Source organism: Arthrobacter sp. Soil764 (assembly GCF_001428075.1).
In the GTDB taxonomy this organism is placed as follows: domain Bacteria; phylum Actinomycetota; class Actinomycetes; order Actinomycetales; family Micrococcaceae; genus Arthrobacter.
On the sequence record NZ_LMSI01000020.1, the window covers coordinates 162438 to 182399 of the forward strand.

The window sequence follows — 19962 nt, forward strand, 5'->3', positions numbered from 1 at the left end:
TACATCACGACGGCGGCCGGCGTGTCCGTGTCGAAGTGCCCCGTTTCGGAGGGGGCACGTCAGCCAAGGGGGCACGTCAGCCAAGGGGGCACGTGAGGCGGGGCCGTCTCAAGCGGTGGGGCCGTTCCGCATCTGCTTGACCAGGTCCAGGACCACGGCCTGGAGATTCCCGCCGTTCTCCGCGGCAACGCGGCGCTGCCGCTGGTACCCGGCGCCGCGGCGGATGATTTTCTCGACGTCGGCGAGCTCGTCCAGGCAGTGAAGCTTGGCCGCGACGGGCTCCAGCCGGTTCAGCGTCTCCAGCAGGTGCTCGGTGACCAGCTGCTCCCGGCCCGCGGCGTCAAGGATGATGATGGCGTCCATGCCGTAGCGGGCGGCGCGCCACTTGTTCTCCTGCACGTGCCACGGCGGCATGGTGGGAATGGTGCCGCCGTTGTCCAGGGTGGTGGAGAACTCGTCCACCAGGCACTGGGTGAGGGCCGCGATGGCGCCCACTTCCTCCAGCGTGGCCAGGCCGTCGCAGATGCGCATCTCGATGGTCCCGAGCGCAGGCACCGGCCGGATGTCCCAGCGGATCTCCGAGATGGTGTCGATGACGCCGGTGGTGGTCATGTCCTGCACGTAGGACTCGTATTCCTCCCAGGACTTGAACTGGAAGGGCAGGCCCGCCGTGGGAAGCTGCTGGAACATCAGCGCGCGCTGGGAGGCGTAGCCGGTGTCCTCGCCGCCCCAGAACGGGCTGGACGCGGAGAGCGCCTGGAAGTGCGGGAAGTAGTTGACCAGGCCGTCCAGGACGGGCAGTGCCTTGTCCCGGCGGTCCAGGCCCACGTGCACGTGGACGCCGTAAATGACCATCTGCCGGCCCCACCACTGGGTGCGGTCGATCAGTTTGGCGTACCGCGCCTTGTCCGTCACCGGCTGCAGCTGCGGCGGGCTGAACGGGTGGCTGCCGGCGCAGAACAGCTCCACGCCCATGGGATCGGTGATTTCACGGACGGCAGCGACGGACCGGCTAAGGTCCTCCTTGGCCTCGGCCGCTGTCTCGCAGATGCCGGTAACCAGTTCCACCGTATTCAGCAGCAGTTCCTGCTTGATGTGCGGATGTTCGTCGTCTTCGTTGAGTTCCGGGTGGCGCGACGCCACGCCGCGGAGCACCTGGTTGGCCACGGACGCGAGCTCGCCCGTCTTTCCGTCCACCAGGGCAAGCTCCCACTCAACACCGAGGGTTGACTGCCTCGATGACGCGAAGTCGATCTTCACACGTTTCCTTACTGTCCGGTTTGCCGCTGGCTGATGCCGCTCACAGGCTGCGCCGGCTGGCGAACGGGTGGTTCAAGTCTAGTGCAGGGGTAGCATCGTATTGATGGCCCCGTTCCCCACGCGTCACAGCGCCGCCAAAACCAGTCCCGCCAAAACCTTCCCCCTCTTCCTGGCCCTGTCGGCCCTGGCACTGGCCTCCTGCACCGCCTCGCCAAACCCGGCTCCGCCGTCGTCCCCGGCGTCGCCCACTACTGCGTCCCCTTCCGCATCAGCAAGTACGACGACGGCGCCTCCCACCGCTTCTGCCTCACCTGACCCAGGCTCCCGCCCGCTTGGGTGGGGCCCGGAGCAGCGCGACCAGGACGCCGCGGCAGCCGCTGTCAAAGCCATGTCGCCGGAGCAGAAGGCCGGGCAGGTGCTGCTCCCGTTCTTCAAGGGCAGCCAGGTGGAGGCGCACGCCGCGCTGATCCAGCGCCTGCACCTGGCCGGGTCCATCATCATGGGCGACAACGTGCCGCGCGACCCGCAGGGGAAGGTGGATGTAGCTGCCATGGGTGCCGTGAACCAGCGGCTGCAGCAGGCCGTGGCCGCTGACGGCCGACGCTGGCCGGGAATCATCGGCGTGGACCAGGAAGGCGGCGCCGTGGCACGCCTGGGCCAGCCGCTGACCGAATGGCCCACGCCCATGAGCTACGGTGCGGCCGGCAGTCTGGCCCTGACCCGGGAAGCGGGAAAGGGTTTGGCCGGCGAGCTGGTGCCGCTGGGCTTCGACCTCGACTTCGCGCCGGACACGGACGTGACGGTCGGGCCCACCGACCCCACCATCGGCGCGCGCTCCATGTCCGCCGATCCGGCTGCCGCTGCCGCCCACGGAGTTGCCTTCTCCCAGGGCATGCTGGACGCCGGTGTGCTCCCCACCGTCAAGCACTTTCCCGGACATGGCTCGGTGACAACCGACTCCCACCTCAGCCTCCCGGTACAGCCGGCCGGCATTGACGAACTCCGCGCCCGGGACTGGAAACCCTTCCAGGCAGCCGTGTCCGCGGGTCTGCCCATCGTCATGACCGGCCACATCGCCGTGCCTGCGCTGGAACCCGGAGTGCCGTCGTCGCTCTCTGCACCGAGCTACGCCGCGATGCGGGACCTGGGCTTCAAAGGCGTGGCCGTGACGGATGCCCTCAACATGGGGGCCGTGGACAACCAGTACCCCGCCGGCGCTGCCGCAGTGAAGGCCCTGGGAGCCGGCGCCGACCTGCTGCTGATGCCCGCGGACGTGGAACAGGCGCACGCAGCCATCCTCCAGGCCCTGGCCGCCGGGACCCTTCCCGGCGCCCGGCTCGATGAGGCTGCGCAGCGGGTGGCCACCATGATGATCTGGCATGCCCGGACCACGGCGGCCGCCGGAACGGCGGAGGCAGGTGCCCCCGCCGGAAGCGGTGCTGCGTTGTCGGCCCGGGTGTCAGCGTCGGCCCTTACGGTTGTCTCCGGCCCGTGCAGCGGCCCGCTTGTTCCCGGTGCTGTACGTGTTACCGGCGGGGGACCGGGGGACCGGGAGCGCTTCGAAGCAGCCGCGGCCCGCGCCGGCCTGGCGGTTGGATCAGGTCCGCTGGTGAATTTGATCGGCCTCGGCGGGAAGGCGGCGGGCGGGGACATCGCCGTGGCCCTCGATGCCCCCTGGCCGCTCCAGAACTCCACGGCCCCGGTAAAGCTGGCGCTGTACGGCCGCACTGACGCTGCCTTCGACGCCTTGGCCGCCGTGCTGGCAGGAAAGGCGCCGGCTCCCGGGAAGCTGCCCGCCGCCGTCGGGCCCTTTCCTGCGGGAACCGGCTGCCCCTGACTCCCAAGTAAGTAGCGCTAAGTGTCGTTTTCACCGCTCAAAACGACTGTGAGGATTGGGGTGGCTGGTCTGGGACTGGCTGGCAGAGTTGGTACTGGCCGTTCCGCGCTGTGGTCGTGACTCACAAAACGATTGGCCCCCGGTTGGGGTGTCCTGTAAGTGACTTGTCCGTCTATGGCGTGGGCCGGCCGGTACCTTCCCGGCCCACTTTGGTGACTTGATCAGAAGGTTGTCCGCCCCTAGAGGGCGTGGCTCGTCACAGTGCTGTTCCGAAGTGACCTCTACCCGGGCTGGTACCGGCCGCGCGCGGCCCTGACCATATCCACGAAGTAGAGGAAGTGCCAGAACCGCTATGTCTATCGTTGCTCATTCCTACCCATTTGTCGTGGGAGTCGATACCCACGCGAAAAAACATGTCTTCGCCATCATCAATACCGCCACCGGCTCGCTGCTTCAGAGCCGGGATTTCCCCACTACCAGCACCGGTATCAATCGGGCCATCGCCTGGGTGGCCCGCCTCACCTGCGCTGACCTGGCTGCTCTGTGGGTGATCGAGGGCGCCGCGTCCTACGGCGCGCTGCTGGCCGGAGCCGTCGGCGCCGCCGGCTATCCCGTCGTCGAAGCCGCACGCATGGATGCCCGGACCCACCACGGGGTCGGCAAGTCCGATTCATTGGACGCGCACCGGATCGCCGCCGCCGTCCTGCCACTGGATGAGCAGCAGCTGCGCCGGCCCCGACTCAATGAAGGCGTACGCGCAGGCCTGCGCATTCTTATCAGCGCCCGTGAGTCCATGACCACGGACCGCACCCGGGCCGTGAATGCGCTCACCGCGCTCCTCAGAGTGAACGATCTTGGCCTTGACGCCCGCAAACCCCTCACCGGCTCCCAGATCACCGAGGTATCCCGGTGGCGGGCACGGGACGAACCACTAGCCATCTCGATTGCCCGCTCCGAAGTGGTCCGGCTCGCCAACCACATCAGCAAGCTCGACGCGGAGATCAAAACCAACAACGGCCAGATCACCGAACTGGTCCAAATCAGCGAAGCCGCGCCACTGCTGCAGGAAAACGGCTTCGGCCCCGTCACGGCCGCCATCTGCCTCACTGCCTGGTCCCACCAGGGGCGGGTCCGCTCGGAGGCCGCCTTCGCCTCCCTGGCTGGAGTCAGCCCAATCCCGGCATCCTCCGGAAACACTGTCCGGCACAGACTCAACCGCGGCGGCGACAGAACCTTGAACAGGGCTCTTCACATGGCCGCCGTCAGCAGGATGACATTCGACGCCGCAACCACTGCCTACGTCGAGAAACGACAAGCCGAAGGACGGACCAAAAGGGAGATTCGCCGGTGCGTGAAACGCTATCTCGCCCGGCGCATCTACCGAACCCTCAACGCGGCAAAACTGGACCCCTGCACGGTTTGACGAACTATAGAAGGGTCACTTAACGCTACCCAGTTGGGAGGGGACGGTTTAATGGTCAGGTGCCCATTCTGAATAAAGACATGACCCTTTGCATCTCGCTGTCGGCCCGGCCCAGCAACAACGGGACCCGCTTCCACAACCACCTGTACGGGCAGCTTGACCTGAACTGGATCTACAAGGCATTCGCGCCCACTAACCTTGAACAGGCCATCGCCGGGGTCCGGGGGCTGGGCATCCGCGGCTGTGCCATCTCCATGCCCTACAAGGAGGACGTCATCGCGCTGGTCGACGAGATGGACCCCTCCGCCAAGGCCATCGACTCGGTGAACACCATCGTGAACACGGACGGCCACCTCAAGGCCTACAACACGGACTACACGGCCATTGAGCAGCTGCTGGCGTCCAACGCGGTCCCCACGGACTATTCCGTCCTGGTCCAGGGCGCGGGCGGCATGGCGAAGGCCACGGTTGCCGCCCTCCGCGATGCAGGCTTCAGGGACGTCACCATCATCGCCCGGAATGAGGCCGCCGGACGTGCGCTCGCGGACCAGTACGGCTTCCGGTGGCGTGCAGCGCTCGACGGCGGCATGGCGGACATGATCATCAACGTCACGCCCATCGGCATGGCCGGTGGCGCGGAAGCGGACAGCCTGTCGTTCCCCGCGGAGGCCATCGAGGCTGCCCGGGTGGTCTTCGATGTGGTTGCACTGCCGGCTGAGACACCGCTGATCCGTGCCGCCCGTGAGGCAGGCAAGCCGGTTATCACCGGAGCGGAAGTGGCCACCATCCAGGCGCTGGAACAGTTCGTGCTCTACACAGGCGTGCGCCCCACCGCGGAGCAGGTGCGGGCAGCCGAGGAGTTCATGCGCGCCCAGTAGGCGCCTATACCGGTTCCACCACGATGGCCACCCGGTCCTCGCCGATCCGCGTCAGCACCAGGGTGGCGGTCCTGGCAGCACCCTTTTTGGAGTTCTTTCCGCCGGGCAGCAGCTGCTTCCGCAGCTCCTCCGGGGTTACTGCGGTGCCGCGCTTCTTGATGTCCAGCACGGTGATGCCCTCCTGCTTCACCCAGGCCTTGAGCGCCTTGACGTTGTAGGGCATGACCTCCAGGATCTTGTAGGCCCGGGCGAACGGGGTGTCCAGGAGTTCCGGGGCACAGATGTAGGCGATGTGTTCGTCCACCAGGTGCCCGCCGAGCTGCAGTGCCACGTCGGCCACCAGGCCGGCACGGATCACGGCGCCGTCGGGTTCGTAGAGGTAGCCCTCCACCGGTCCCACCGGCGCGGCCGGGCCGGCGCCGAAGTCGTCCGCGCTGGCCAGCTCCGCGGGCCCCTGCGAACCCAGGACCAGGGCCGCCCGGCGGACCCCGGGCCTGCGTACGGCGTTGAACCAGAGGGTCACTTCGGTGACGTCCCCGCCAACGGACACCCACTGGGCTTCGCAGCCCGCAGGAACGGACTCGTGCGGCATGCCCGGGCCCATCTTCACGCCCACGGCCTTCCCGTCAGCAGCGAGTGACTCCACGAAGGACAGCGGCGGGGAGAACGCCTCGGGGTCCCAGATGCGCTTGGTTCCGGACGTGGAGGTGACGCGGCGCGCGGGATCCAGCCAGACGCCGTCGATCCCCTCCAGCGGGACCGATGCCGCGTCCGCGTGGACCACTGTGGCATTGGGGAACGGGATGAGGTTCATGGTGGCGCAGGCCGCCGTGGTTTCGTCCATTTCCACGGCAGTGACGTTAATGTCCAGGGATGCCAGGGCCATGGCGTCGGCGCCAAGCCCGCAGCCCAGGTCCGCCACGCGGCTGATCCCTGCAGCAGCGAACCGCTGGGCGTGGTGCGCGGCGACGTTGAGGCGCGTGGCCTGCTCCAGGCCCGCCTGGGTGAAGAGCATTTGCCGTGCGAACTCGCCGAATTTCGCCTCCGCCCGGGTCCGCAGCCGCGACTGTGTCAGGACAGCTGACACCAGCCCGGCAGGGTGCCCGGCCTTCCGGAGCGCGGAATTGAGCTCAAAGGAGTCCTCGTCCCGGTAGGGGCCCAGCGATGCCAGCAACTCCCAGCCTTCGGGGGTCAACAGCGGTGCAATCTGGTCCTGGGGAGCGTGAGCCATGGGTTCCAGCCTAGTGGAGGAGCGCGGGGCCGGGATGCGGATACTGTTGAAACCATGGATGAGAGCACAGCCCCCGTGGAGCCCGGCGGACACGAAACCATGGACCGCGGCCCGGCAAGGTTTGCCCGTCCCGTCCTGATCGCTGCCGCCGTGGTGGCCGTGGTCTGCATCGCCCTGCTGGTGATCATTTTCCTGCTGGACACCTTCAACGCCACCGTCTATTCGGTGGGCGGCAACGACATTCAGGACAACACCCAGGAGTCCCGGGACATCCGCGGGCTGTACGACGGCGCGCGCATGGGGAGCATCTTCATCCTAGTCATTGCGGCGCTCGCCGCAGCGGGGGCCGGGTGGGTGCTCTTCCGGGCACGGAAGGCGGGCGGCGACGGCGACGCCGACGGCGGCGAAGACGTGGACTTCGACGACCTGGGCCGGTAGGGGAGCGTGCCCGGGTCCTGGGCCGCCGTCGCCGGACCCTGGAAAAGGCGTACGCCCCATGACGAAACGTTGGCACTCGCCTTGACCGAGTGCTAACCCTTACATAGAGTCTTTATTAGCACTCTCCCTAGGAGGGTGCTAATACATGAAGAGCTGCCAGCCAGGCTGCTGCCGGCACCGCGACGACGGTTTGCCAGCTATGGCGGAAAGCTTTCCAGTCCACGAATTTGCTGACGAAAAGGAGAGGTCCGAGTGTCGGTCTCTATTAAGCCTCTTGAGGATCGTATCGTTGTCCGCCCGCTCGAAGCCGAGCAGACCACGGCTTCCGGCCTGGTCATCCCGGACTCCGCGCAGGAGAAGCCGCAGGAAGGCGAAGTTGTTGCAGTAGGCCCCGGCCGCTTCGAAGACGGCAACCGCGTTCCCGTTGACGTAGCCGTTGGCGACGTCGTCATCTACTCCAAGTACGGCGGAACCGAAGTCAAGACCGGCGGCACCGAGTACCTCGTGCTGTCCGCCCGCGACGTCCTGGCCATCGTCGTTAAGTAACTCTTCGGGTCCCCGTGCCGCCGGCCATGCTCATGCTGGCCGGCAGCGCGGGGTTCTGTCTTTGAAAGGACAAAACCATGGCAAAGCAGCTTGCGTTTAATGACGCTGCCCGCCGGTCCCTTGAGGCCGGCATCGATAAGCTCGCGAACACCGTCAAGGTGACGCTCGGCCCCCGCGGCCGCAACGTCGTCCTGGACAAGAAGTGGGGCGCCCCCACCATCACGAACGACGGCGTCACCATCGCCCGCGAAGTGGAACTGGACGACCCCTACGAGAACCTTGGCGCCCAGCTGGCCAAGGAAGTAGCCACCAAGACCAACGACGTTGCCGGCGACGGCACCACCACCGCGACGGTCCTGGCCCAGGCCCTGGTCAAGGAAGGCCTGCGCAACGTTGCAGCGGGCGCTGCCCCCGGCCAGATCAAGCGCGGCATCGAAGTTGCGGTTGAAGCCGTGGCTGCCCGCCTGCTGGAGAACGCCCGCCCCGTCGAAGGCACCCAGGTGGCAAACGTTGCCGCCATCTCCGCCCAGAGCGACGAAATCGGCGAGCTCCTGGCCGAGGCCTTCGGCAAGGTGGGCAAGGATGGCGTCATCACCATCGAAGAGTCCTCCACCACCCAGACCGAACTGGTCCTCACCGAGGGCATGCAGTTCGACAAGGGCTACCTGTCCCCGTACTTCGTCACCGACGCGGAACGCCAGGAAGCAGTCCTCGAGGACGCCCTCATCCTGATCAACCAGGGCAAGATCTCCTCCATCCAGGAATTCCTGCCGCTGCTGGAAAAGGCGCTTCAGGCCTCCAAGCCGCTGTTCATCATCGCCGAGGACGTCGAGGGCGAGGCCCTGTCCACGCTGATCGTCAACCGCATCCGCGGCACCCTGAATGTCGTTGCCGTCAAGGCTCCCGGCTTCGGTGACCGCCGCAAGGCCATGCTGCAGGACATCGCCACCCTCACCGGTGCGCAGGTTGTCTCCCCGGAGCTGGGCCTGAGCCTGGACACCGTTGGCCTGGAGGTGCTGGGTACCGCCCGCCGCATCACCGTCACCAAGGACAACACCACCATCGTGGACGGCGCCGGTTCGGCCGAGGACGTGGCCGCACGCGTTGCCCAGCTGCGCGCCGAGGTTACCCGCACCGACTCCGACTGGGACCGCGAAAAGCTCCAGGAGCGGCTGGCCAAGCTGGCCGGCGGCATCGGCGTCATCAAGGTGGGTGCCGCAACCGAGGTTGAGCTGAAGGAAAAGAAGCACCGCATCGAGGACGCCGTGTCCTCCACCCGCGCTGCCCTCGAAGAAGGCATCGTGGCCGGCGGTGGCTCGGCCCTGATCCACGCCCTCAAGGCACTGGATGAGGACGCCGCCGTGAACGCCCTCGAAGGTGACGCTGCCGCAGCTGTCGGCATTGTCCGCCGCGCACTGGTGCAGCCGCTGCGCTGGATCGCCCAGAACGCCGGCTTCGACGGTTACGTGGTCACCTCCAAGGTTGCCGACCTCGAAGTCAACAACGGCTTCAACGCGAAGTCCGGCGAGTACGAGGACCTGATCGGCGCGGGCGTCATCGACCCCGTCAAGGTCACCCGTGCTGCCCTCCGCAACGCGGCGTCCATCGCCGCGCTGGTTCTCACCACCGAGACCCTTGTCGTGGAGAAGCCGGCCGAAGAGGATGAGCACGCAGGCCACAGCCACTGATCCCCACCGTCTCCCTAACCTCGCTTCGCTCGGTCAGGGAACCCTGACGGCGTGGGCCCACCACAGGGGCCGCTGCAGGCGCCATACAAAAACCGGTCCAGCATCAGCTGGGCCGGTTTTTTGTGTTCCTGTAAGGGTTTGACCGGGATCAGCCGGCCCCCATCTCCGCGGTTTCGACTCCGCCCACCCGCTCATAGACCAGCGACACGGCTCCCTTGGGGTAGCTGCGTGCCGGCTCGGCGAGACGGAACGTGGCGGGTATGGTCCCGGCGTCGAAAAGCCGCTTGCCCTGCCCCAGGGTGACCGGATAGAGCCAAAGATGAAGCCGGTCCAGTACCTCTGCCTCCAGCAAAGACCGGATGAGGACCCCGCTGCCGAACATGTGCACCTGCTGGTACTCGTCCCGCAGCCTACCCACGGCCGCGGCATCCCGCAGCACCGTGGTGCCTGCCCATGCCGGATCGGTCAGGGAGCCGGACACCACAAACTTGGGGATGCGGTTGAGGGTGTCTGCTATGTCCCCGGACTGGTGGGGCCAATAGGAGGCGAAGATGTCGTAGGTCTTCCTGCCTAGGAGCAGGGCATCCATCTGCTCGATACCGGCTGCTATGGCGGCGCCGGATTCGTCGTCGGATACCGGTGCCTGCCAGCCGCCAAAGGCGAAACTGCCCTCAGGGTCTTCTTCGCGGCCGCCGGGCGCCTGGTAGACGCCGTCAAGGGTGATGAACAGGTTCGCAGCAATGAGTCCCATGCGCCCATTCTGGAACCCGGCCATGGGCCTGTCCAGTGCCGTGGCAGGATGGTGCCATGCTGCTCCTTGAGCTCGTCAAAACCGCGGAGGCCGTCACCTCCACCCGCTCCCGGCTGGCCAAAGTGGATGCGCTGGCCCAGCTGCTGGGCCGGCTTGAGCCGGAGGAAATCCCGACGGCGGTGGGCTGGCTGGTTGCCAAACCCCGCCAGGGACGCGTGGGCGTTGGCTGGAGCGCCGTTGCGGCTGCCAGGGAGGACCCCGCCGTCGAGCCAACCCTCACCGTGGCCGACCTTGACGCCGCCCTCGACCTCCTGCTTGCCACCGCGGGTACCGGATCGGGCGCCGGGCGCGCAGCCACACTGCGGAAGCTGATGGCGGCGGCAACCGCGCCGGAACAGTCATTCATCGCCGGTGTCCTCCTTGGCGAGCTCCGCACCGGAGCCCTGGAGGGCGTGCTGACGGATGCCGTTGCCCGTGCCGCCGGAAAGCCCGTTGCCGCCGTACGCCGCGCTGCCATGCTTTCCGGGGACTTGGGCGGAACCGCCCTGCTGGCCATCACCGGCACCGAAGCCGAGCTCGACGCCGTCGGCCTGGTGGTGGGCCGTCCCGTGCAGCCCATGCTCGCCGCCACCGCGGGCAGTCCAAGCGCAGCCCTGGAAGCGACCGGGGAGGCGTCGGTGGAATACAAGCTCGACGGCGCCCGGATCCAGGTGCACCGGGCCGGCGACAATGTCAGCATCTTCACCCGCAACCTCGCCGACGTCACGCACCGGCTCCCCGAGGTGGTGGAGGTGGTGCGCGGACTGCCGCTGCGGGACGTGATCCTCGACGGCGAAACCCTGGCACTGGACGAGGAAGGCGGCCCACGGCCATTCCAGGAAACCATGGCGCGCTTTGGTGCGGATGCAGCGCGCGAAACAGTGCTGCACCCCTGGTTCTTCGACGTGCTGCACCTCGACGGGCGGGACCTGCTTGATGAGCCGCTGTCGGCGCGGATCACTGAGCTCGAGCGGATTGCACCGGAGCACCGGATACCGGGGGAGGTCACGGCTGATCCGACGGTCGCGGAGCGGGTGTCGCAGGACGCGCTTGCCGCCGGGCATGAGGGCGTTGTGGTGAAGGCGATAGATTCCACCTATGCGGCCGGCCGGCGCGGGTCCAACTGGGTGAAGGTCAAGCCCGTGCTGACATACGACCTGGTGGTGCTGGCCTGCGAATGGGGATCAGGGCGCCGCACCGGGATGCTGTCCAACCTGCACCTGGGTGCCCTTGACCCTGACGGCGAGTTCGGTGAACCCGGCGGCTACGTGATGGTGGGCAAGACCTTCAAGGGCCTCACCGATGAATTGCTGCGGTGGCAGACGGAGCGGTTCCAGGAGCTTGAGGTGCGGCGCACTGCCGGTGCGGTGTGGGTGCAACCGGTCACCGTCGTCGAAATCGCCATCGACGGCGTGCAGCAGTCGCCGCGCTACCCGGGCGGCATCGCCCTGAGGTTTGCCCGGGTCAAGCGCTACCGCGACGACAAGGCTCCGGCTGAAGCGGACACCATCCAGACCCTGCGCGGACTGCTGCGTTCGTAGCAGGCAACGCGGCCCACCCTTTCGGACCAGGCCTATGTCCGGACCCAGGATTGGTCCGGGAGGCGTACGGGACCCGCTTGTGCAGGGTGTGCCGCGGGCGTACGGTGACGCACATAGGTATCCTGGCGCCCACCGCATGCCGGCAACAAGCCAGGCCGGACCGTTGGTGTCCGAGGAGGACAGGTGTCAGCTGAAACGGGTATAGACAAAGGCAGGTCCGCCTTCCGCGAGCACCGCTGGGGCGATGCTTCCAGGAGCTACGCGGAGGCAGACAGGCACGGCGGTCTTCCCGCTGCCGACCTGGAGCGGCTGGGCACGTCCGGAATCCTGACCGGTGACATCGTCGCCGGGCTGGAAACCCTGACCCGCGCCCACGAGGAATATCTTGTGATAGGCGACGTCGAGAGTGCCGCACGGTGCGCGGGCTGGATGGGCATGCACCTGATGTTCATGGGGGAAAGGGTGCGCGCCGGAGGGTGGTTCGCCCGCGGCCGACGGCTCGCGGACGAACTCGCGGAGCCCGGCGCAGTGCAGGGCCTCCTGCTCCTCCCCGACGGTTTGGGCAAACTTTACGGCGGTGATCCGGCGGGTGCCCTGGAGGTATTCTCCCGCGTTGCCGGGTACGGCCAGCTGTTCCACGACAAAGACCTCTCCGCGCTGGGCCTGCTCGGCACAGGCCAGGCCACCTTGATGCTGGGCCACCCGGACAAGGGACTCGCCATGTTCGATGAGGCCATGGTTGCCGTCACGGCAGGTGAAGTCTCCCCGGTCCCGTCGGGAATCATCTACTGCGCGGTCATCGGCAATTGCCACCTTGCATTCGACCTGGCAAGGGCGCTGGCCTGGACAACTGCCCTTGACCGCTGGTGCAGTGAACGGCCTGACATGGTGCCGTTCAGTGGGCAGTGCCAGGCGCACCGTGCCGAGCTCTACCGGCTGCACGGCGCGTGGGCGGAAGCGCTGGAAGCCGCAGCCGTGGCCCAAGGGTACTCAACCCGCGGCGATCCGCAGGCCCTGTACGGGGGCTATTACCAGCAGGGCGAAATCCAGCGGCTGACGGGAAACCTGGCAGGCGCCGAGGCTTCGTACCGCCAGGCGGCCGAAAGCGGCTACGAGCCCCAACCCGGGCTGGCCCTCCTGTGCCTGGCCCGTGGCGAAGTGCAACATGCCCAATCGATGATCCGCAGGGCCATCGGTGTGGCGGACGTGGCCACCCGCCGGCACCTGTTGCCGGCCCTGGTGGAGATCGAACTTGCCGCAACCGCCCCTGAAGCGGCGCGGCGCGGTGCCGACGAGTTGGGAGCTTTTGCGCGCGAATGCCCCATGCCGATGGTGCGTGCCCTTGCCGGCCAGGCCGACGGCGGGGTCCTCCTCGCCGAGGACGATCCGGTGGGTGCCTCGCAAGCCCTGCGGCAGGCCTGGAAACTGTGGCTGGAACTCGGTGTGCCGTACGAGGCAGCCCGATGCCGGGTTCTCATCGGGTGTGCGTGCCGGAACCTCGGTGATGAGCCATCAGCGTTGATGGATTTCGAGGCAGCGCATCGGGAGTTCCTGGAACTGGGTGCGGCTCCAGCCGCAGCGTGGACTGGGAGCCTCCTGCGGGAGGCCCAGGGCAATTCCGGCGGTGCTGACGGGCCGTTGACACCGCGGGAAGCAGAAGTGCTGCGGCTGGTTGCCTCGGGGATGGGAAACCGCGCCATTGCGGCGGAGCTGTACCTCAGCGAAAAGACCGTGGCGCGCCATCTGAGCAACATCTTCCTCAAATTGGGCCTGCCCTCCAGGAGTGCTGCAACCAGTTACGCCTATGAGCACGGAATAGTCAGTTGAGGTGGTCCGCGTGCTGCCGGCGCGCGGTTAACGCGCCTGCACACAATTACCCATAAACCTCCGGCGGAGATACATGTTTTGGCCGATGAGGATTTGCCTGCGGCAACCGTAGCCTCAAAGCATGAATCTTCCGATGCTGGCCGGCACCATCTCAGCGGCGCTCTTCGCTGCGGGTTTGTTTCCGATGCTTCTGAAGGCCGCCCGCACCAGGGACCTTGCGTCCTACAGCCTGGGCAGCCTGGTGCTGACCAACGTGGCGAACGCAATGCATTCGATCTACGTCTTCAGCCTTCCGGCCGGTCCCATTTGGGTCCTGCACCTGGCCTACGTCCTGGCTTCGGGCCTGATGCTCGCCTGGTGGCTGCGCTACAGGGGAACGGGAAGCGCCGGGGCCGCGGCACGGAACAAAGCCACGGTGGAACTTCAGCAATCCAATTGAGGGAAAGGGACCACAGTCATGAACAACAACGACCCCGTCGCAGGCACGCTGGACACGATGATCATCGGTGGAGGCCAGGCCGGTCTTGCCATGGGGTATTACCTGCAACGGCAAAAACGCACATTCCTGATTCTGGACGACTGCCCCAGGACCGGGGACTCCTGGCGGCGGCGCTGGGATTCGCTGCGGGTCTTTACACCCGCCAAATACGACGGTCTTCCCGGACTGGTTTTTCCTGCCGATCCGCTGTCCTTCCCTTCCAAGGACGAACTGGCGGACTACCTCGAACGGTACGCGGCGGAATTCCACCTGCCGGTCCGTCAAGGCATCCGTGTCGAGCGGCTCTGGCGGGAAGGGGACCGGTACGTTGCCGCGTCCAACGGGCACCGGTGGGAGGCGCGGAACGTGGTGGTGGCCACGGGTGCCGAACGGGTGGCCAAAATTCCGGACTTCGCTTCCCGGCTTTCCCCCTCTCTTGTCCAGCTCCACTCGAGTGACTACCGGAACCCCGGCCAGTTGCAGGAGGGGGCGGCTCTGGTGGTTGGACTGGGCAACTCCGGTGCTGAAATAGCCCTGGAAGTCAGCCGGACCCATCCCACGCTCGTGGCGGGCAAACCCGGCGGAGAGCTCCCCGTGAAGCATGGGCGTACGGCGGCACGCTACGTCCTGCCGCTGGTCCGGTTTGCCGGCCTGTACGTGCTAAATGTCGGCACACCCATCGGGCGCAAGGCAATACCCGCACTCAAAGCCCATGGGGCACCCCTGATCCGGACGAAGTCCAAAGACCTTGCTGCCGCGGGGGTGCGGTTGGTTCCCCGGGTCAGGGGCGTGGAGGGCGGCGTGCCCGTCCTTGAGGATGGCAGCCGGCCGCAAATCACCAATGTGATCTGGTGCACCGGTTTCCGTGCAGACTTCGCCTGGCTGGATCCGGACCTGCTCGATAACGGGGCGATGCCCCGGCAGCAACGCGGGGTAGCGGTGGATTGGCCCGGACTGTTCTTCCTGGGGCAGGACTTCATGTACGCGGTGGCCTCTGCGACGCTTCCGGGCGTGTGCCGGGATGCGCGTTACCTGGCCGGGAAGATCCCGGCCCCGGCTAACCGCGGCTCCTTGTCCGCTGCCGCCTGAGGCTCCTCGCCACCCCGTGGGGCACGCGCCTGTAAACCATCCGGTAAAAGAGCAAAACCGCCAGGGCGGCCACCACTATGCCCACGAGGTTGAGCAGCAGTTGGAGGGCCGAGCCGGCCGCCTTCTGATATTCGCCAAGGACCAAGGCCACCGCAACGTATCCTGCCGCGGGCACGGTGGTTACCGAGATGAAGACGCCGATCAGGGCCGCGGAGCGCCGGCCGATGATGGAGAGCATTCCGGCGATCCCTGCCAGGACGGCCACAATCATTGAATACGGGCCCGGATGGTAGATGAACTCCACCGCGGAGCCCTTGTCCAACGCATCGCGCGGGAAAAGACCGAGCGGCACCGACAGCCATGCCGTCAGTGCCGCCAGCAGCATGGCAACCGGGAAGCCCACACACAGCGCAACAGCCGCCCGCCGGCCAAGCTTCCACTGGCGGGTGGCAAGCGAGACGGCCAAGGCGGCCAGCGGCCCGAACTCAGGCCCCACCGCCATGGCCCCCACAATGGCAATGGGGGAGTCCGTCACGATGCCGATCCCGGCGAGCTGCGTTGCAAGAACCAGGAAGGCAATGAAGTTCCATGTCAGGCGGGAATCCTCGCCCGTTTGCCGCGTCACGTCATCCCAGATCACTGCGTCCGCGCCGTCCCCGGGTGCTGCCTGCTCCGCCCGGTCGGCATTTTTGGAGAGGACGAATTCCGGTGCGCTCATGGCCACGGAGCCCACGTCCTGGACCTTCAGGATCTGCAGCTTCTCGAGCAGTTCCTCCACCGACTCCCGGGCAATCAGGACCTCGATGACGTCGCCCTGCGGCACCACGGACGCGCCCGGAACCAGCGCGACTTCTGCCGCACCCCGCTGCTCGCGGCACGTCTTTACGGTCACGTCGGACAGGTCCGAGGGCACGCAGATCCGCAGCTGGACAACCACACCGGCTCCCTTCGATGGTTGGGGTCAGCATAGTCCGAACCCGGGCCGTGATTGGCCGTTGCAGACCGCCTTGGCTAGGGTTGATGTTTTGGCTGGCGGGAATTGTGAGAGGTTCTAGTGTCGATAACGGAAACCCCGAAGGCACCTGAGCCCCAGTCCGGTGCCGCAAACAGGAAACGAAAAACCACCTTCCGGCCCGAGGTCCAAGGGCTCCGGGCCTTGGCTGTCCTGATGGTGGTGGCCTATCACGTTTGGCTGGGCCGCGTATCCGGCGGCGTGGATATTTTCCTGTTGATTTCGGCTTTCCTGCTCACCCTGTCCTTCGTCCGCAAGGCAGAATCGGGCCACCCCTTCCGCCTGCTGGCGCACTGGCTGCACCTGTTCAAGCGTCTGCTGCCGGCCGCCGTCGTGGTGATCCTCGGAGTCCTGGCGGGCACCTGGCTGATCCTGCCGCAGGGCCGCTGGCCGCAGGTGCTGGACCAGGCATGGGCATCGCTCCTGTACCGGCAGAACTGGCTCCTGGCAGACACCGCAGTGGACTACTACGCGCAGGACCACGCCGGAGCCAGCCCGCTGCAGCACTTCTGGTCCCTGTCCATCCAGGGCCAGGTGTTCATCCTGTGGCCACTGATCTTTGCCGCCGCCGCTGTCGTGCTGAACGTGCTGCGCCGGGTTCCACGCCTGAACGGGCTGACCTACCGCGGGTTGCTGGCCGTAGTCTTTGGCGCTGTGCTGGTGGTGTCGCTGGCCTACTCCGTTGACCAGACCGCCACCAACCAGGCCTACGCATACTTCGATACCCGTGCCCGGCTCTGGGAGTTTGCGCTGGGATCATTGCTGGCACTGGTGCTGCCCTACCTGAAGCCCGGCCGAAAGCTGAGGGTGGTCCTGGGCTGGGCCGGACTGGCAGCCATGGTGTCCTGCGGGCTGGTCCTGACCGTCGACCGGTCCTTCCCGGGGTATGTGGCGCTGTGGCCCACGCTGGCCGCGGCGGCCATCATCGTTGCCGGGCAAACGGGCAGCCGCTTCGGCGTGGACCGGCTCCTCAGCAGCCGCCCCGCCGTCGCCCTGGGGGACAACTCCTACGCCCTGTACCTCTGGCACTGGCCCGTCCTGGTGCTGGCGCTCGCGGCCACCGGCGTGGAGGCGCCCAACCTCACGCAGGGACTGGGCATCGTCGGTGCCTCCATCGTGCTCGCTGTCCTCACCACCCGCTTTGTTGAAAAGCCGCTGCGCGACTGGCATTGGCCCAAGCTCCGCGCCTGGCGGACCGCCGTCGTCATTGTTGCCTGCGGTGCCCTGCTGGCCGGGCCCGTCGCCGTCTGGCAGACGTCGCTCACCGCGGAGGAAAGCGCGACGGCGGCACAGCCCCGCGAGCTCACGCCCGGGGCCCGGGCGCTCACCCCGGAGAACGAAAACACGCCGGCGCCAAGGGCTCGAACCATTCCCGGGCCCACCGCCCTGGACAATGACTGGGCCGGCATCGACTCGCCCTGCACGGGCGCCAACGCCACCAGCGACCCCGTCTTGGAGGGGTGCCGGCAGGAGCTTCCCGAGGAACCGTCCTCCAGGCGCATCGTGGTGCTGGGCGACTCCCACGCCCAGCAGTACCTGGCCGCGCTGGCTCCCGTGGCGGCCGCACGCGGCTGGGAACTGGTGACCCTGCTGATGCCCGCCTGCCGGTTCGGCGCCGAAACGGACACCAGGAATGCTGAATGCAACGCCTACAACAAGGCCAGCTCCGCGTATGTCCTGGAACACCGCCCGGATGCGGTGTTCACCGTGGCGTCGCTGACCCACGAGGAGGCCCCATTCGAAACCGAAGTGCCGGGATACCTGGACGGCGTGAAGCCGTTCGCCGACGCGGGAATCGAGATCGTGGGCATCCGCGACAACCCGCGGTTCACCTTCAACATGCCCCAGTGCGCCCAGCGGAACGGTGCCGACGCGCCCGCCTGCAACCCGCCGCTGGCCGAATCCCTGGTGGAGCCGTCGCCGTTGGAGAATTACCGCGGCAAGCTGCCCGGGCTGCACCTGATGGACATGAGCGACTTCATCTGTGCCCGCGGCGTGTGCCCTGCCGTGGTGGGCAATGTGTACGTCTACAAGGACGACAACCACCTCACCAGGACCTACGTGGAGACCATGATCCCCATGTTCGAGCAGCGGCTGCTGGCGGCGACCGGCTGGAGCTGAGCGGGTCCTTCGGGTGCGGTTGCTCACATTGGCGGCGTGGAATAGGGGGATCGGCGCCAAGGTTCTAATATTTACTCAACACTTTCTGCCCCCGGAACGCCGTGCTGCACGGTGCTCCCGCAGGATCGTCTGCACAGGCCAGTTCCGTAATAACGGGCTGGTCATCGGCTGCAACCCCTACCCGTGACCCCGCAACCAAGGTAAGAGGCGCACTCATGACCGAGCCCCAACACGACCCCTTTGGCTTTATCGGCCTGACCTACGACGACGTCCTGCTCCTGCCGGGCCACACCAACGTCATCCCGTCCGAGGCAGACACCTCCTCGCGGATCTCCAAGCGGATCACCGTGCAGACCCCGCTGCTTTCCGCGGCCATGGATACCGTCACCGAATCCCGCATGGCCATCGCCATGGCACGACAGGGCGGCCTGGGCGTGGTGCACCGCAACCTGTCCATCGCCGACCAGGCTGACCAAGTGGACCGGGTCAAGCGGAGCGAATCCGGGATGATCACCAACCCGCTGACCATTCGCCCCGAAGCGACGCTGCGTGAACTTGACGATCTCTGCGCCCACTACCGGGTTTCCGGCCTGCCCGTGGTGGATGAGGACAACCGCCTCCTGGGCATCGTCACCAACCGCGACACCCGCTTCGTCCCCGAATCGGACTTCCCGCTGCGGCTGGTCAGCGACGTCATGACCAAGATGCCCCTGGTCACGGGGCACGTGGGCATCAGCCGTGAGGAAGCCTCGCACAAGCTGGCAACCAACAAGATCGAGAAGCTCCCGCTGGTGGACGACCAGGGCCGGCTCAAGGGCCTGATCACCACCAAGGACTTCACCAAGGCCGAGCAGTACCCGCTGGCCACCAAGGACGAGGAAGGCCGCCTCCGCGTGGGCGCCGCCATCGGCTTCTTCGGGGACGGCTGGGAGCGGGCCATGGCACTGGTGGACGCCGGCGTCGACGCCCTGTTCGTAGACACCGCCAACGGCCACTCCCAGGGCGTGCTGGACATGATCCGCCGGCTGAAGTCGGACCCCGTCGCCGCGCACGTAGACATCATCGGCGGCCAGGCTGCCACCCGTGAAGGCGCCCAGGCACTGATCGACGCCGGCGCCGACGGCATCAAGGTGGGCGTTGGTCCTGGATCCATCTGCACCACCCGCGTGGTGGCCGGCGTGGGTGTCCCGCAGATCACCGCCATCTATGAATCCGCCAAGGCTGCCATTCCGGCCGGCGTGCCGCTGATCGCCGACGGCGGCCTGCAGTACTCGGGCGACATCGGCAAGGCGCTGGTGGCCGGAGCCGACACCGTCATGCTGGGCTCGCTCCTGGCCGGCTGCGACGAGTCCCCGGGCGAGCTGATCTTCGTCAACGGCAAGCAGTTCAAGTCCTACCGCGGGATGGGCTCCCTGGGCGCCATGCAGTCCCGCGGCAAGAACACGTCCTACTCGAAGGACCGCTACTTCCAGGCCGATGTGTCCGGTGACGACAAGCTCATCCCCGAAGGCATCGAAGGCCGCGTGGCCTACCGTGGCCCGCTGTCCTCCGTGGCCTACCAGCTGGTGGGCGGCCTGCGCCAGACCATGTTCTACACCGGCGCGCCCACCATTCCCGAGCTGAAGGCGCGCGGCAAGTTTGTCCGCATCACCTCTGCCGGGCTGAAGGAATCGCACCCGCACGACATCCAGATGACCGTGGAGGCGCCGAACTACGGTTCGCGCTAGGCGGGACGTCGCGTTTCGCTGACTAGAGCGTGAACACGAGGAGGCAAGGTTTCGGCCTTGCCTCCTTTGTTTTTCC

The 19962-nt window shown here is 66.9% G+C and carries 16 protein-coding genes; 12 read left to right on the forward strand and 4 right to left on the reverse strand.

Annotated elements, in window-relative coordinates; translation table 11 throughout:
- Nucleotides 1-108: 108 nt before the first annotated feature.
- Nucleotides 109-1260, reverse strand: coding sequence for a glutamate--cysteine ligase (locus ASG86_RS12175; protein WP_056334424.1), 1152 nt, complete (start codon nt 1258-1260; stop codon nt 109-111).
- A gap of 388 nt (nt 1261-1648) precedes the next feature.
- Between ASG86_RS12175 and ASG86_RS12185 the strand changes: the two genes are divergently transcribed.
- The 3 genes from ASG86_RS12185 (at nt 1649) to ASG86_RS12195 (ending at nt 5398) form a co-directional block, all read left to right on the forward strand.
- On the forward strand, nt 1649-3097 hold the full coding sequence (locus ASG86_RS12185; RefSeq protein ID WP_056334428.1) for a glycoside hydrolase family 3 protein: 1449 nt from the start codon (nt 1649-1651) through the stop codon (nt 3095-3097).
- A 352-nt stretch (nt 3098-3449) separates the two neighbouring features.
- Nucleotides 3450-4520 carry an IS110 family transposase gene (locus ASG86_RS12190; RefSeq protein WP_056334431.1) on the forward strand — a complete coding sequence of 357 codons (1071 nt, stop codon included), beginning with the start codon at nt 3450-3452 and terminating at the stop codon, nt 4518-4520.
- Between the two features lie 59 nt (nt 4521-4579).
- Nucleotides 4580-5398 (forward strand): shikimate 5-dehydrogenase, encoded by an 819-nt coding sequence (locus ASG86_RS12195; protein WP_268760598.1) that lies wholly within the window; start codon nt 4580-4582, stop codon nt 5396-5398.
- 4 nt (nt 5399-5402) lie between these two features.
- Here the strand turns inward: ASG86_RS12195 and ASG86_RS12200 are convergent, their stop codons facing one another.
- Complete coding sequence (locus ASG86_RS12200; protein WP_056334443.1) at nt 5403-6629, reverse strand: class I SAM-dependent methyltransferase; 1227 nt, start codon at nt 6627-6629, stop codon at nt 5403-5405.
- Between the two features lie 54 nt (nt 6630-6683).
- On the opposite strand from ASG86_RS12200, the gene ASG86_RS12205 reads away from it, so the two are divergent.
- The 3 genes from ASG86_RS12205 to groL all read left to right on the forward strand — a co-directional run bounded on the left by ASG86_RS12205 (nt 6684) and on the right by groL (nt 9301).
- Nucleotides 6684-7067 carry a hypothetical protein gene (locus ASG86_RS12205; protein WP_056334446.1) on the forward strand — a complete coding sequence of 128 codons (384 nt, stop codon included), beginning with the start codon at nt 6684-6686 and terminating at the stop codon, nt 7065-7067.
- Nucleotides 7068-7319: 252 nt separating this feature from the next.
- Nucleotides 7320-7613, forward strand: a complete 294-nt coding sequence (gene groES / locus ASG86_RS12210; protein ID WP_003805290.1) for a co-chaperone GroES — start codon at nt 7320-7322, stop codon at nt 7611-7613.
- 77 nt (nt 7614-7690) lie between these two features.
- Complete coding sequence (gene groL / locus ASG86_RS12215) at nt 7691-9301, forward strand: chaperonin GroEL (RefSeq protein ID WP_056334449.1); 1611 nt, start codon at nt 7691-7693, stop codon at nt 9299-9301.
- A 148-nt stretch (nt 9302-9449) separates the two neighbouring features.
- Here groL and ASG86_RS12220 read toward each other — a convergent pair whose 3' ends face one another.
- Complete coding sequence (locus ASG86_RS12220) at nt 9450-10052, reverse strand: dihydrofolate reductase family protein (protein ID WP_056335462.1); 603 nt, start codon at nt 10050-10052, stop codon at nt 9450-9452.
- Nucleotides 10053-10108: 56 nt separating this feature from the next.
- Between ASG86_RS12220 and ASG86_RS12225 the strand changes: the two genes are divergently transcribed.
- From ASG86_RS12225 to ASG86_RS12240, 4 genes are all read left to right on the forward strand, one after another.
- Complete coding sequence (locus ASG86_RS12225; protein ID WP_056334452.1) at nt 10109-11632, forward strand: ATP-dependent DNA ligase; 1524 nt, start codon at nt 10109-10111, stop codon at nt 11630-11632.
- A gap of 183 nt (nt 11633-11815) precedes the next feature.
- Nucleotides 11816-13459 carry a helix-turn-helix transcriptional regulator gene (locus ASG86_RS12230; RefSeq protein ID WP_056334455.1) on the forward strand — a complete coding sequence of 548 codons (1644 nt, stop codon included), beginning with the start codon at nt 11816-11818 and terminating at the stop codon, nt 13457-13459.
- 121 nt (nt 13460-13580) lie between these two features.
- Nucleotides 13581-13898: a hypothetical protein gene (locus tag ASG86_RS12235; RefSeq protein ID WP_056334456.1), complete on the forward strand. Its 318-nt coding sequence runs from the start codon at nt 13581-13583 to the stop codon at nt 13896-13898.
- An 18-nt stretch (nt 13899-13916) separates the two neighbouring features.
- Entirely contained in the window at nt 13917-15026 is a 1110-nt protein-coding gene (locus ASG86_RS12240; protein ID WP_056334458.1) for a flavin-containing monooxygenase, read from the forward strand.
- On the opposite strand, the gene ASG86_RS12245 is transcribed toward ASG86_RS12240, so the two are convergent.
- Nucleotides 14995-15963 carry a DUF389 domain-containing protein gene (locus ASG86_RS12245; protein WP_056334461.1) on the reverse strand — a complete coding sequence of 323 codons (969 nt, stop codon included), beginning with the start codon at nt 15961-15963 and terminating at the stop codon, nt 14995-14997. The genes ASG86_RS12240 and ASG86_RS12245 overlap by 32 nt on opposite strands.
- Nucleotides 15964-16086: 123 nt before the next feature.
- Here ASG86_RS12245 and ASG86_RS12250 point away from each other — a divergent pair, with 123 nt between their 5' ends.
- Nucleotides 16087-18159, forward strand: coding sequence for an acyltransferase family protein (locus tag ASG86_RS12250; protein WP_156386190.1), 2073 nt, complete (start codon nt 16087-16089; stop codon nt 18157-18159).
- A 215-nt stretch (nt 18160-18374) separates the two neighbouring features.
- A complete protein-coding gene (gene guaB / locus ASG86_RS12255) occupies nt 18375-19886 on the forward strand; it encodes an IMP dehydrogenase (RefSeq protein ID WP_056334467.1) in 1512 nt (503 codons plus the stop codon).
- Nucleotides 19887-19962: the final 76 nt, after the last annotated feature.